Origin of the sequence: Ruegeria sp. HKCCE4148 (assembly GCF_017872495.1) — a bacterium.
In the GTDB taxonomy this organism is placed as follows: Bacteria; Pseudomonadota; Alphaproteobacteria; order Rhodobacterales; family Rhodobacteraceae; genus Ruegeria.
In genome coordinates this window covers 847,274-861,005 of sequence record NZ_JAEDOS010000002.1, presented here as the reverse complement: position 1 = coordinate 861,005, position 13,732 = coordinate 847,274, and the positions used below count along the sequence as shown (strand labels likewise).

The 13,732-nt window shown below is 55.1% G+C and carries 12 protein-coding genes; 4 read left to right on the top strand and 8 right to left on the bottom strand.

Annotated features, from left to right (window positions below):
- Positions 1-24 precede the first annotated feature (24 nt).
- The 3 genes from I9187_RS09095 to I9187_RS09085 are packed head-to-tail and all read right to left on the bottom strand — an operon-like array spanning position 25 to position 2,992.
- A complete protein-coding gene (locus tag I9187_RS09095; protein ID WP_171176522.1) occupies positions 25-984 on the bottom strand; it encodes a tripartite tricarboxylate transporter substrate binding protein in 960 nt (319 codons plus the stop codon).
- A gap of 44 nt (positions 985-1,028) precedes the next feature.
- Positions 1,029-1,484, bottom strand: coding sequence for a tripartite tricarboxylate transporter TctB family protein (locus I9187_RS09090; RefSeq protein WP_171176524.1), 456 nt, complete (start codon positions 1,482-1,484; stop codon positions 1,029-1,031).
- Entirely contained in the window at positions 1,481-2,992 is a 1,512-nt protein-coding gene (locus I9187_RS09085) for a tripartite tricarboxylate transporter permease (protein WP_171176526.1), read from the bottom strand. The genes I9187_RS09090 and I9187_RS09085 overlap by 4 nt, the downstream gene beginning before the upstream one ends.
- A gap of 113 nt (positions 2,993-3,105) precedes the next feature.
- On the opposite strand from I9187_RS09085, the gene I9187_RS09080 reads away from it, so the two are divergent.
- Positions 3,106-4,137 carry a LacI family DNA-binding transcriptional regulator gene (locus tag I9187_RS09080; RefSeq protein WP_171176528.1) on the top strand — a complete coding sequence of 344 codons (1,032 nt, stop codon included), beginning with the start codon at positions 3,106-3,108 and terminating at the stop codon, positions 4,135-4,137.
- 350 nt (positions 4,138-4,487) lie between these two features.
- Here the strand turns inward: I9187_RS09080 and I9187_RS09075 are convergent, their stop codons facing one another.
- Genes I9187_RS09075 through I9187_RS09065 form a run of 3 tightly spaced genes read right to left on the bottom strand, consistent with a single transcriptional unit; the run spans position 4,488 to position 7,145 of the window.
- Positions 4,488-5,816 (bottom strand): HAMP domain-containing sensor histidine kinase, encoded by a 1,329-nt coding sequence (locus tag I9187_RS09075; protein ID WP_209509395.1) that lies wholly within the window; start codon positions 5,814-5,816, stop codon positions 4,488-4,490.
- On the bottom strand, positions 5,816-6,475 hold the full coding sequence (locus I9187_RS09070) for a response regulator transcription factor (protein ID WP_171176532.1): 660 nt from the start codon (positions 6,473-6,475) through the stop codon (positions 5,816-5,818). The genes I9187_RS09075 and I9187_RS09070 overlap by 1 nt, the downstream gene beginning before the upstream one ends.
- 37 nt (positions 6,476-6,512) lie before the next feature.
- Positions 6,513-7,145 carry a hypothetical protein gene (locus I9187_RS09065; RefSeq protein ID WP_209940144.1) on the bottom strand — a complete coding sequence of 211 codons (633 nt, stop codon included), beginning with the start codon at positions 7,143-7,145 and terminating at the stop codon, positions 6,513-6,515.
- A 192-nt stretch (positions 7,146-7,337) separates the two neighbouring features.
- Here I9187_RS09065 and I9187_RS09060 point away from each other — a divergent pair, with 192 nt between their 5' ends.
- On the top strand, positions 7,338-8,411 hold the full coding sequence (locus tag I9187_RS09060) for a hypothetical protein (protein ID WP_209940143.1): 1,074 nt from the start codon (positions 7,338-7,340) through the stop codon (positions 8,409-8,411).
- A 222-nt stretch (positions 8,412-8,633) separates the two neighbouring features.
- Here I9187_RS09060 and I9187_RS09055 read toward each other — a convergent pair whose 3' ends face one another.
- Positions 8,634-8,822, bottom strand: coding sequence for a hypothetical protein (locus I9187_RS09055; RefSeq protein WP_171176537.1), 189 nt, complete (start codon positions 8,820-8,822; stop codon positions 8,634-8,636).
- Between the two features lie 448 nt (positions 8,823-9,270).
- Positions 9,271-10,284 (bottom strand): LacI family DNA-binding transcriptional regulator, encoded by a 1,014-nt coding sequence (locus I9187_RS09050; protein ID WP_171176539.1) that lies wholly within the window; start codon positions 10,282-10,284, stop codon positions 9,271-9,273.
- A 107-nt stretch (positions 10,285-10,391) separates the two neighbouring features.
- Between I9187_RS09050 and I9187_RS09045 the strand changes: the two genes are divergently transcribed.
- Both I9187_RS09045 and I9187_RS09040 read left to right on the top strand, forming a co-directional pair.
- Positions 10,392-12,713 carry an aminomethyltransferase family protein gene (locus I9187_RS09045; protein WP_171176542.1) on the top strand — a complete coding sequence of 774 codons (2,322 nt, stop codon included), beginning with the start codon at positions 10,392-10,394 and terminating at the stop codon, positions 12,711-12,713.
- A 35-nt stretch (positions 12,714-12,748) separates the two neighbouring features.
- Positions 12,749-13,717, top strand: coding sequence for a glycine betaine ABC transporter substrate-binding protein (locus I9187_RS09040; RefSeq protein WP_171176544.1), 969 nt, complete (start codon positions 12,749-12,751; stop codon positions 13,715-13,717).
- Positions 13,718-13,732: the final 15 nt, after the last annotated feature.

Here is a 13,732-nt window from a genome sequence, read left to right as displayed (position 1 = left end):
TCCGCCCCGCAAATGTTGTTCAGATCACAGACCAGCCAGCAATTCGTTCAGAGTTTGCTGGCGTTGCGCCCACATCTCTTTCACTTCATCGCGCGTCATGATGTGCATCGGTGATCCACCGGCTTTCATCTTTTTGGTCACACGGTCGTTGGCGAACATTTCTGGGACCGTTGCTGCAAGTTTGTCGATTACGTCTTGCGGTGTCCCCTTGGGCACCATCACACCCCGGAAGTTGACCGATGAATTGTCGACGTCCAGCCCTTGCTCCATCATTGTCGGAACGTCCGGCAGGAATGAACTGCGTTCAAGATCAGCGACACCAAGGATTTTGACGTTGCCCGCCTCTTGTGCCCTGAACGCATCCGACAGGTTGTTGATGCCTCCCATGACTTCACCTGCAATCACTGCTTTCATGGCTGCGGCCCCGCCGCCTTTGGTTGGGATGTAGGCCATCTTGGTTCCCGCAGCCTTATCAATCTGCAAGGCTGCGATGTGGTGGCCCACGAAAAGGCCTGCACCGGAAACAGTCAACTTGCCAGGGTTTTCCTTGGCATAGGCGACGACATCTTCCATCGAATTGAATTGACTGTCTGCCCCAACCACAAACACTGCCGGGTCGGCACCCCAGTTTGCGATGGGTTCGAAGCTGTCGGTTGAGTACTCAACACCGCCCTTGATCGACTGTGCGATAAAATGTGGTACGTTATAGGCCGCCAACGTATAGCCATCAGCCTCAGCTTGCGTCGCAAACCAGTTCCAGCCCACGCGTCCACCTGCGCCGGGCTTGTTGATGATGGCGATGGGCATCCCCAACGCGTCCTCGTTTCCGGACGTCATTGTGACAATCCGCGCCTGAAAATCTGTAGCGCCACCTGCGCCATAGCTAACCATCATCATGATCGGTCGCTCGGGGAATTCCTCGGCCACCACCGGGCCCGTCAGGCTCATAAGAGCCAAGGCTATCCCTGCAATCATTCGTTTCATTTGCATTTCCTCCTTGTTTTAGTCCACCCGCATCTCTCGTGCGGTCAGAACAGAATTTCCCTTGGTGTGTAGACGTTCAGAAGCATGGCAAAGAGGCCGTACATCACGGTCACAAAGATCGCTGTGATGGCGCCGCGTTTGACCCAGGTTTTGGCTTCGGAATGTGAGGCTGGATCGTAGATCGACAGTAGAGCAAAAAACGTGATTGCGGTCGCTGTGTAAAAGCCCAATGACTTGGCCGCCCAAAAGACGTAGATCAGCGTCACGATCAGCCCCGGCATCATGTTAATAAACATCGTCCGTGTCATGCCGTTTCCGACCTTGGACAGTCCCATGACTGCCTTACCAAAAGTCCAGCCAGCCAGAACCACAAAGACCGATGCGATAAGACGTGGAAACAAGAACGCTTCGGCGGGTTGCTGTGTATAGCTGACCCAGGTCACCCAAAGACCTACTGCAAAGACCACACCAGACCCAATTACATGCTGCGAACGGTTCATGCCTGCGCCTCCTCTTTGGTGGTGTAGCGACGATGGAGCAGTTCCATCCAAACCGAGTAAGCTACTGAAGCCAGCACCACCGCGATCAGCAGCAGGTTCAATCCACCGGTCAGGAAATACGAAGCTTTGCCCACCGTCGCGTCGGCGATCATCCCGCCTTGAATGAAGTTGGCCTCGGCGATGGGTCCCAGGATCAGACCCAGAACAAGAGGAGCGGCAGAAAAGCCAAAACGTTCCAAGAAAAACATGCTAATGCCAAGACAGGCCATGACATAGACATCACCCATTGAGCCCTGAACCGAATAGGCGCCGAAGACCGATAGCGCCAGAACGATGGCCGCCATGACCGACTGCGGTACCTGCGCGACACGTGCGGCCAGACCGGCAACATAGAGACCAAAAATGCACATTAGGACTTGTCCGATCAGCATCGAGTTGATGAAAGTCCACGCTACGTCCGGGTGATTGTCGAACAGGTCCGAGCCTGGAAAAATCCCGTGGATCAGCAACCCACCCAGCAAAACCGCGGCGGTTGGACTGCCCGGGATCGACAAGGTCAGCAGCGGCACCAGAGACGGGCCGACCATCGCGTTATTGGCGGATTCCGCAGCGATCACACCCTCGGAATGCCCTGTGCCAAACTTGTCTTTTTCAGCTGAAAACTTCTTTGTTTGATCATAGGCGACCAACCCAGCGATTTGTCCGCCAACACCGGGTATCAGGCCGATGATCGAACCGGTCAATGTGCCGATGCCAAGTGCACGGGTTCGGCTGGTCAGTTCTCGAATCGCGGCCAGGATCGAATGGCGCTGAACCTCGATGACTTCGGCACCCTTGTTGTGGCGACCCTTCGCAAACATCGTCAATACCTGAGGGATCGCAAACAGGCCAATCAGCGCGGCAATGATATTGATGCCTCCGCCCAAAGCGGGGTGAAAGATAAAGCGCTGTGCTCCCATGATGTCGTCAAATCCAATGGTAGCCAGCCACAACCCGATACAGCCTGACAGCAAACCTTTGACCACCGAGGGGGAATCCAACGTCCCGATCACTGTCACACCCAAAATGGCCAGCCAGAACAGGTGCGAGGGGCCGAAGGCCAAGGCCCATTTTGCTAGAACCGGGGTCAAGAAGATCAACAGCAGAACACCAAAGACGCCGCCCACGGCCGAGGCGAGGAATGACAGCTGCAATGCCCGTGCTCCCTGACCTTGCTTGGCCATGGTGTGCCCGTCCAAAGTTGTCGCAATATTGGCTGGTGCACCAGGGATCTTGAGCAAAATTGCACTGACCGCACCACCTGCTACAGTTGAGGTGTAGGCAGCACCCAGGAGGATCAACCCCTGCGCCGCTTCAAGTTGGAAGGTGAACGGAATCAGCAATGCGACCGCCATTGTGGGTGACAAGCCGGGCGTCGCGCCCAGGATCAGCCCTCCGATCGTGCCGCCCAAAAGCAGCAAAAACGACAGCGGCGTGAACACTTCTCCGAAATAATATATGAACTCCATTCAGGGCCTCCCAACCCGTTGGGCCAAACTTTACCTTTTGTTGACAAATCAGGTTAGGCGATGAAAATAGTATTGCAAATGTTTTCATAAATTCGACCAATCGGAAGAAGATAATGGATAATTATCAGAAGGGTAAGGTGGATATAGTGGCGGTTGCAAAGGCTGCAAAAGTGTCACCGTCCACGGTGTCACGCACCTTCAATCACCCGAATTTGGTCAGTCCCGCGACTCGGAAAAAGATCAACCGAGCAGTGCAGAAGCTGGGGTATATTCGAAACCGGGCGGCGCAGACGATGCATGGCAAACGATCCGGTACAATCGGTCTTGTTGTCCCGACGATTAACCACGCCATTTTTGCCGAAGTCATTCAGGCCTTTTCGGAGACCATCGATAGAGCCGGGTTCAGCTTGCTATTGGCGTCCCATAGTTATGACCTCGATCGTGAATACGCGATGGTCCGCAAGTTTTTAGAGCATCGCGTGGACGGAGTAGCGCTGGTAGGATTGGAGCATTCCGACGCTACGACCCGGCTGATCGAGCAGCAGAAAACACCAGCGCTAGCCATATGGAACTACTCGGAGGACTGTCCGCTGCCCTGTGTTGGGGCTGACAATCGATTGGCAGGGCACCTTGCAGCCGAGCACCTATTGGCCTTGGGCCACCGTCACATTGGGTTGATCTTTCCGAAAACCACAGGCAACGATCGGGCTCAAAATCGGCTTTCTGCCGTCCGCGAAGCGCTTAACGAAAAAGGTATTTCCGTTCCCAGCGAACATGAGTCTGAAGCTCCCTACAGTGTTTCTCAGGCTAAGCAGGCCGCCATGTCTCTTTTAACTGAACATGCTCGCCCGACGGCGCTGCTTTGCGGAAATGACGTTATTGCGCAGGGTGGATTGTTTGCAGCCCAAAGTCTTGGCTTGAAGGTTCCCGACGACCTATCCATCATCGGCATAGGAGACTTCAAAGGATCTGCGGATGTTGAACCTGGGCTCACCACCATTCGCATCCCAGCAGAAACCATTGGAAAACTCGCTGGTGAGAGGTTTACCGATTACATTACCTCAGATGATCCTGAGCCTTTTAGAATCTGCTGCGAATTAGAGCGCATCGTCAGAGGAACAACGGGTCCGGTTGCGGTCTTTTAGTCAACGCAAATACGTCATTTTCCTTGCGGAATAATCAGGGGTCGGACGTTATCCGAAACGCATGGGTCAATCGCTTTGGTGTGAAAATTGACTGGATTCCAAACGATTTGAGGGTTCGTTTGATATTATTGAACGAAGTCGTGTTGTGTATTCGGCAATGGTTGGTTTCCGGTAGGTTCTGGTTGTAAAACCAATATTTCCAACTCCCAGAGTGTCATCTGATAATGCGTGTTCTGCTCTCCTTCGTGGCAGAGCCATTAGCAAAACCAGTTTCCAACACTCACAAACCCGGCGCATGCCGCGGAGAATGGTGAATGTTCAGTACTCCCATGGCCTGGGCATACGGCATTTTAAGCGCGGATCAGAACTCTGCAGGACAAACCACCAAGGCTTTCAGAAGCCCCCAATTCCAGATGTCCATCATAAGCGTTCAGCAAATCGACGGAAATCGCCAGGCCCAAACCGGTTCCGCCCACAGAAGTATCCAGCCGGCTACCGGAGCGAATGGCCTCTGGTCGGGCGTCTTCTGGAATTCCGGGTCCATCGTCCTCGACGCGAATTTCGATGCCATTTTCGGTCCGCTGTGCAGAGATTTGAAAGGCTGTGCGACACCACTTGAGGGCATTGTCGAGAAGATTTCCGATCACTTCTTCAATGTCCTGGGGATCCATTCGTACACGAAGTCCAGCCTCGCACTCCGAAATGAGCGTTTTTCCCTCCCGCTCTGCCATGGATGAAAACAACCTGCACAAGCGTTCGACCGAGTTTGAAAGATCTGTTCGGGAATGCGTCAACTCTCCGGTATTTGCTGCGCGCATGCGTGCAAGCGACCGGCTAAGCTGAGCGTCAATTCTGCTGAGTGCCTCTTCTGCGGGTTCGGTTTGTGCACCGCTTTGAGATAAGTCCGTCAGCTCGTTGCGCAGAATGGCCGTGGGTGTCTTGAGCGCATGCGCAAGATCCGCCGCCTGCCGTCGGGAACTGGAGACAATCTCTCGGTTTCTGTGCAGCAATTGATTCAGGTCTTCTACCAGCGGCGAAACCTCTTCCGGATAATCTTCGGGGGTCAGGTCGTCGCCCTCGTCCCAGCGATGGGCCACATCCGCGCGCAGCTTTCTGAGGGGGCCGACGATGGCCGACATCAGCAAAAGGGAACTGGCCACTCCGATCAAGCCGACCAACCCAAAAACCGGAAGCAAGTTGCTTTGCGCATCTTTGCGTTCATTGATGAGTACCTGCCTGCTTTCGGCGACGGTTACGCCCCATTCTGTTCCGTCTTCGAATGTGATCTTCTGATAGACGCTGCGAACGCCCTCATTGTCCGGGCCCGTGGTATTCCAAACTGTTGCCTCGTCGCTGGTCTGTGAAGGCTCTGCAATCGTTTCGTCGAAAAGCGAGGCTGAGGTGAAAGCGGCTCCGTCGCCGTCTGTCACTTGCCAATATCTGCCAGAATACGGGGTGCTATAAGCCGGGTCGAATATCAATTCGCGCAAAGATTCGGGGTCATCCGTAGTGGCGCTGAGACCAACGACAAGCTGGGTATGCCGGTCTCGCAACGCACCGTCAAACTGATCCAGAACGCGCGTGTTGATGTATGAGAAAACAACCAGGGTACCAACACCCACGGACAACGCGCCGGATGCAAGGCCACCTAGCAACGCACGTTGACGAAGCGATAGCATCAGGCCGTATCAATCATGTAGCCACGCCCTCGGACAGTTGTGATCAGATCTGGCCTCAGTTTCTTGCGTAGGCGGGTGACGAACACTGCGATTGTGTTGGAATCCCTGTCCCCGTCATATTCGTAGATGTGTTCGGACAATTCGGTGCGTGACACCATACGACCGATGTTATGCGCCAGATAGGTCAGAACCGCGATTTCCTGCGCGGTCAAATCGACAGGTATGCCCCCGATACTGACCCTGCCGTTCCGCGTATCCAGAGACACATCGCCCATTTCGATCACCGGGTTCAACTGGCCACTTTGCCGCCGCAGGATTGCTCGAACCCGTGCGGCCAATTCCGGCATGTGAAAGGGCTTGGTCATGTAATCATCCGCGCCTGCGTCCAAGCCGTCGACGCGTTCGCTCCAGCCATCTCGGGCAGTCAGGATCAATACAGGAGTCGTAACGCCTGCGCTGCGCCATTCGCGGAGTACCGAGATACCGTCACGCTCTGGCAGGCCAATATCCAGTATGATCATGTCGTAGGGTTCAGTCGCTCCCAGATGCAGGGCGTCGGAGCCATTATGGGCTACATCCACAACGTGGCTTTCCGCCACTAATAGCTTTTTGATTTGCTCGCAAAGCTGAGGTTCATCTTCAGCAAGAAGGATTCGCATAACCAGAGACTACAGCCAATCTGATATCGAAATCACACTATTTTCTGCCGCCGCCATTGCCGCCACCGTTGCCGCCGCCATTGCCGCCACCGTTGCCGCCGCCATTGCCGCCGCCATTGCCGCCACCGTTGCCGCCGCCATTGCCGCCGCCATTGCCGCCGCCATTGCCGCCACCGTTGCCGCCGCCATTGCCGCCACCGTTGCCGCCGCCATTGCCGCCGCCATTGCCGCCGCCACCGTTGCCGCCGCCATTGCCGCCACCGTTACCACGGTTTTCGCTGTTTCCACGGGTGGTCGAAGCGCTCTGGCTGCTTTTTGTTCTGGTCGAACTGGAGCGCGCGGCCTCGGAGATCTGTTGGCCAACACTCGAGCGGTTCGAGACCACCGTGCCGGTCCTGGCATTAACGATTACACTTACGATCTTTCCGCCCGGTTTCTTCACCAGAATGCGGTAGTATATGTCGCCTGATTTGAACGCTCGCGCGTCAACTGGCGTTCCGCCGAATGCACTTTCCACACCCTTGATGACACGCTTCAGTCGGATCGCGTTTCCTGACAACGTCGCCTTGCGCAACTCGGTCTGTTTGAGTTCGCGTGCGTCAGCCGCCGCTTTCCCGGCGGATAAAGCGGTTAGTAACGCCGCTACCAACATTATAGCTCTGGTCTGCATCGGACTCTCAAACAGTTTCGAACCAGATTACATGGGTGGACGTGAACCGATGATGAACAAGCAGTTAGCCCTGCGTTCAAGTGCATTCAAGTCAAATGGCAAGAACGATCAGTGATTCGATTGCGGTTCGAGCTAATAGAATGCGGCGGCCAGCCTTGGTAAGCTGTTCGCACATGACTTGAGGAGATTGTCATGAAAACCACCAGTCGCGGATTGCTTAAGGCTTCCACAGTTGCGATTGCCCTATTGGGCTCCACGGCCGTTGTTGCCACAGTTGCAGCTCCTGATTTTGCCTATGCCAAGGAAGGCAAAGGAAATGGCGGTGGTAACGGTGGCGGAAAAGGCAACGGGAATGGTGGTGGCAACGGCGGCGGCAATGGTAACGGCGCGAAAGGAGATAGCGGTGATCGCAGCGCGGCCGGAAACAGCAGCCGTGGGAACAAAGCCGATTCAAACCGTGGCAGCACCAGAGCCGGGAAATCTGGTAGTGGCAAATCAAAATCGCAATCTGCCCACTCCGGACAAAATAAGGGTGGCGGGTTTTCCCTGAAGGGCCTGTTCACTGGAAAAGGGACCAAACGCAAATCGGCGTCTTCGCCAAAACGTGTAACAACAAGCGGCACGCACAACACCAAGACGGCTCATCGGTCCACGAGTGTGGAAGAGTCCAAACGCCCGGTCACCCGCCCCAAACGTTACCATGTCGAAGAAGAGCTTGAAGCTCATCCCTCTGAGCTGGGTGCACTGAATGCGGCCCATGCAAGCCCGACTGCGCTGGAAAATGCCGCTCCGAATTCCCGAGTCGGCAGAATTGCCGCCTATCGGGACACTGTACTTGCCGGAGAGGCCTTGCGTGAGGATTTGGCCGAACAACTGGAGGAACTTGAAGATTTGGATCCGCCAGAGCGAACGTTGTCGGAAATCGAGAATGATTTGGAGGCCGCTTTGGGTGAAGTTCAGGACAATCGCGATAGGGTTCAAGAGCTTGAGCAGGCGTTGGAAGATGCCGGTGGCATGGACCCAGACATAGAAGCAGACCTGGAAGAGGCGCAAGCGGACCTGGATACCTCAGTTGATGCGGCTAAAGATCTGAATGACGAAAAACAGGCTGCTATCGACTACAACGAGGCCGTCGAAGACCTGGGAGAACTGGCGGAGCGTGTTGAAGAGCAAGATTTGGCTGAGCGAGAAGCGCTTGAAGCTGCAGCCAACAAGCCTGTCACTGACGAGGTCGAAGAAAAAGTAAAATCGCTTCTGGGACTTTAATATTAGGCTTCACGCGCTATCGATCACTCGCGGACGTATTGAAGCTGGGCCAGCCGTATCACCGACGTGAACGCGGCTGGCCCAAATTAAATTGATCTGCCGTTTCGATCATTGCGGCTTTCAAAAAATAATCCCGCCCCAAAATGGGGCGGGATTTCGATTACAATTCTGATCTTTAGGACGAATATCGAGAATTGTTCGGGGGCGCCAGCTGACTTGCCTTCAGACGGCGCTATGAGCCTCGGATAGCCGCTTGTTTTTTATGATTTCTGTTAGTGCATTTTCAATAGGAGGGAAGCGACCATTGCTCGGTTTCATCTTGGTTTGCAGACGTTCTTCAGCGTATTTGCCAGAAGTCTGCATCGCAGCTGTTGCGCCACAGTCTTCAGTCATAAAGGCAGGCTTATTCATGCTGTTCCCCTTATTTCAACCAAACGAAACACACTTCGTTCGATCCAACATGGTCACTATGCCTAATCTTGGTTGAACACACTGAGAATACATTGTTCATGTTCGGTTAACGTTGTTCGCGAAACAAGAACTATCAAACGTTGAGCCGTGCACGCTGATACCCTCAACGCACTCACAGAGCGTTTGTGCTGTATTGACCCTGCGTGAAAACTGGCGCTGAAATGCGCCGCGGCTAGAGAAGAAGTGACTTCTCTATAAACCGTAACCCCTGGTTCTCAGACCGTCTCCACACCGGGTTGAGCTATCCAAACAACTGCGTCGCAAGGTGCTGCCTTTAGACTATCGGCGCGCAGGCGTTTAATTCGCGAATTGAACAGAACTTGAACAAAAAGACGCCGCTTTTAGGGCTGCTAGATCTGACCGAATGGCACAGTGGCATTGAAGCTAGTCAGAGCAGGGACCGGGTGGAGTTCCTGACGATGAGGCGGGCATGCAGTTTTTCGGAATGAGGCGCTTGTTGCGTTGTGATCCATTGCGCCAATCCATCTGCAGCACGTTCACCCATCTGGGACACGGGCAGGTGCACGCTGGTCAAAGGTGGTACCGTGACAGCCGAGGTTGGTAGGTCGTCGATGCCAATCATCGAAACCTGCTCTGGAACTGAAATCTTGCTGGCTTGCAGGCCGAGCAATACCCCTAATGCCACAACATCGGAAAGGCATAAGATGGCGTCCGGCAGACGAGGTAAGCTGCAAATGTGATCGGCAACGTTCGCCCCGCCCTGATGGCTGATCTGAGTTTCAAACGTTGTTAGCTTGCCGTCAAACACATAGGTCTTAAGGCCATCAAGGCGCGCTCTTGTTCGGTCGTTGTCGCGAACTGGCCCGTGAACTACAGCGATGTCTTTGTGCCCAAGTTCGGCCAGGTGATGCAATGCAAGTTGCGCTGCGGCCGCGTTGTCGTATCCGATCGTTGGCAGGGCGTTATCTGACTCATAGAAAGACGTGATGATGGTCGGAATCATAGTACGCTCGAGCAAGTCGTGCATAGCTGCGCAATGCGTAGCTCCGGTGACAATTAAGCCTTCCGCTCCGATATCGATCAGACTTTTTGCTTTCTCTGCCTCGGTGTCGGGATTCGAATCTGTTGTTGCCACGACCAACGATAATTGGTGCTCCGACAGTTTTCGTTCAAGCGCCGCAAGAAACCGGGCAAAGATCGCATTGTCCAACGTGGGGATCAGAGCGCCGACAAATCGGGTTCGGCCGGAATTGATTGCTCGGGCCGCGGCGCTGGGAACGAATTTCAGCGTGGCAATGGCAGCCTGAACTTTCTCTAATGTGTCCTTTTTAACCAAGCCTGGTTCATTCAAGACGCGAGACACAGTGGCAACAGACACGCCCGCAGCCTTTGCCACATCTCTGAGGTTTGCGCGTTTCTTAGGCTCCGAGGCTTTTTGCATTTCTGTTTTTTCGGTCCATTTTTCAGGTTCCTTAAGAAAGAGTTGACATATGTAACTAGTTTCATCAACCTCTGTAACTAGTTACATTTCGGGACTCCTTCGGCGAAATGCAGGGATCAACTGTATTACATACGTTCAACAACGCAGGGCTCGACGGCCCGGGTCGCCTGTTTCCGGGTTTTCCAAAAGCCTCTGGTGCTTGCACATATACACTTGCCCCGCGCGAGGCTGTCCGCCTGATTGTGAAGCCAGGAGATTTGCTTTCGATAGAAGGGCTTGGGCCGTCACAGCCTTTGGACGTGGTGGCCCTCGCTGATGATGGGCAACCGATGTTGGCGGCGCTAAACCTGACAGAGAACGGGGCGGTCAACTGGGGTGCATTTGACAGCGCTCAACTTGCAGGCTGGATCGCTGCTCGAGGCGGAGACGAGCGGGTTCCTTGTTGCCGGTTGGACAAGACGTCGGATTGCCTGATTCTACGAGCGGATCACGCGATTACGCTTTGGGTGATTCACGTCTCCGACATCGACGAACTGATCCAGGGCAGGGCGACCGGAAGCATTACGGTTCTACATAAAGTTGCGAAAGTCCAAACGCCGCAGTTGCCGCCTTTGTTGGGGGACACACGGGATGAATTCACTGTGCCGAGCGGCAGCGCGATTGCTTATGAGCTTCAGGCCGGGGAGTTTGTTCAGATCATTGATGTCGAAGGTCAGCAATGCTCTGATTTTATGGCGCTGCGAGCTGATGGGTTGGAATGTGGACACGAGTGGATGATCGACTCGACCGCGACCCGATCGATGGTGCGGCGGTCTTATCCGGGGCCGGGATTGCTGGACAAGTTTTTTGACCGTGAAATGCGTCCGTTGCTTAATGTGCTTCAAGACACATGTGGGCGGCACGATACCTTCGGGTTGGCTTGCACCGCACGCGGCTATGAAGAGCGAGGCTTCCCCGGCCATCTCAATTGCTCGGACAACATGACAAATGCGCTGGCGCCATATGGGGTGGCGCGACGGGCGGCTTGGCCTGCGATCAATTTCTTTTGGAACACGTGGATTGATCCGGTCACACATCACATTCTGACCGAAGAATCTTACTCGCGCTCAGGTGACTATGTTGCATTGCGGGCGCTTGAGGACTTGGTCTGTGTTTCGACGGCCTGCCCTGATGATATCGATCCGATCAATGGCTGGAACCCAACGGACGTGCACGTGCGTATATACCGCCCTGAAACACCGATCCGCCGAGCGGTTGCTTATCGCGAAAAGGAAGACGCCCCCATGTCGATCAGTCAGGAATCCGCCTTTCACGAGCGGCTATCCCCGCTGACACAGCATTTCGCCCCGGCGCGTGATCTGTGGGCACCCGTCAGTTACCCCGCTTATGGCAGCTTGGGTGAATACTGGGCCTGTCGTGAGGCCGTGACTGTGCAGGACATGAGCGGTTTGCGCAAATTCGACATTGTCGGCCCAGATGCCGAGGCTTTGATGCAATTGGCCACGACACGCAACGTGGCGAAACTGCCGGTCTGGCGCGGCTCTTACACGCTGATGTGTGACGAGAGCGGTTCGGTCATCGAAGATGGCACCTTGTTCCGCCTCGCGCCTGAAATTTTCCGCTGGTGCTGTGGATCGGAGGAAAGCGGGCGCGCTTTGCAGGAACTGGCAGATTCACGCGGATTGCAAGTACGGGTTCATGCGCTGCGTGGTGCGATGCCGAACCTCGCCATTCAAGGCCCGAAATCCCGCGACCTGCTGCGCAAGATCGCCTTCACACAGCCGCATGTGCCAAGTCTGGATCATCTGAAATGGTTTGGTGTCACCATTGCGCGTCTGAATGACCGTGAGGGCGCGCCTTTCATGCTGTCGCGATCAGGTTATACCGGCGAATTGGGGTACGAGATTTTTTGTACCAAATCCGATGCGGTCGCGATTTGGGATGCGGTGATGGCCGCCGGCGAAGAATTCGGGATCACCCCGATGGGTTCTGCGGCGTTGGATATCATTCGGATCGAGGCGGGGCTGGCTGCTGCCAACGCAGAATTTGCACCGGGTGTAGATGCGTTCGAGGCAGGCTTGGGCTTTGCCGTCGATCTGACCAAAACCGAATTCACCGGCAAGGCCGCACTGGAACGCAATGCCCGCGAACCACGCCGAGTGCTCAAGGGGCTGTTGATCGGCTGTGATGATGTGCCCGCCCACGGTGCACCCATCTATGCGGGCGAGCGACAAGTGGGCGTGGTCACCTCAGCGACACGTTCGCCGATGTTGGAACACGCGATCGCGATGGCACGGCTTTCCGTTGAACACGCGGACAACGGCACTCAATTGGATGTTGGCCAGCTTGACGGGCGGATGAAACGACTGCGCGCCACTGTCTCGGACACACCTTTCTTAGACCCGCAACGAAAGCGGGCGCGCGCCTGACGGTGTAAGTAACTCACAGCAAAGGGAGAATAGACTTGAAGAAACTGACATTTACCGCAACCTTGGCGCTGGCGCTGGGTGCAACAACTGCGATGGCGCAGGAAAAGGTCATGGTGGGTGAGCCCAGTTGGCCTGGCGCCAAAATCATGAGCCGGGTGATCGGGCAGGTGATCGAAACTCGTCTGGGAGGAGAGGCTGGTTATGCCCCCGGTGCCAACGCGGTGATCTTTGCGGCCATGGATGGCGGACGTGGCGATATCGACGTTCACCCGGATGTCTGGCTGCCGAACCAATCCTCATTCACGGACGAATACGTGGATCAAAAGGGCACTGTCGCACTGTCTTCGGGCAGCTATGAGGGTCGTGCCGGGATTTGCGTGCCGAATTACATGGTTGAGGATCACAACATCCGCTCAATCTACGATTTGGCCACACCCGCAGCGCAAGAACTGTTCGACTCGGATGGCGACGGCCTGGGCGAGGTTTGGGTTGGTGCTTCGGGATGGGCCTCGACCAACACCTTTAAAGTGCGGGTTCGGGATTACGGGATTGAGACTTTCCTAACGCCGACCACCGAAGACGAAACTGTGTTCTATTCGCGACTGAAGGATCAGATTGACCAGAAGAAAGGTGCAGCCTTTTATTGTTATGCGCCGCACTACGTCCATGCGCTCTACGATGTGACCATCTTGGAAGAGCCAGAACATGACGCGGCCACCTATAAAATGGTGCAGCCCGATCAAGATGCCGACTGGTATAACAAATCCCATGTCAGCACGGGCGAGCCGGTCAAAACCGTGACCGTGGCGCATTCAAAATCACTGGAAGAGCGCAACCCAGCAGCGGCATCTTTCCTTGCCAATATCGACATGGATGCAGGGCAACTGAGCGCTCTGACCTATGAGGTCGTGGTCAAGGGTCGCGACACAGATGAGGTCGTGGCAGAATGGATCGCGGCAAACGGCGATACTGTCGACAGCTGGTTGGGACTGGCCACCAACTGAAGCCTGTGCGCCCCT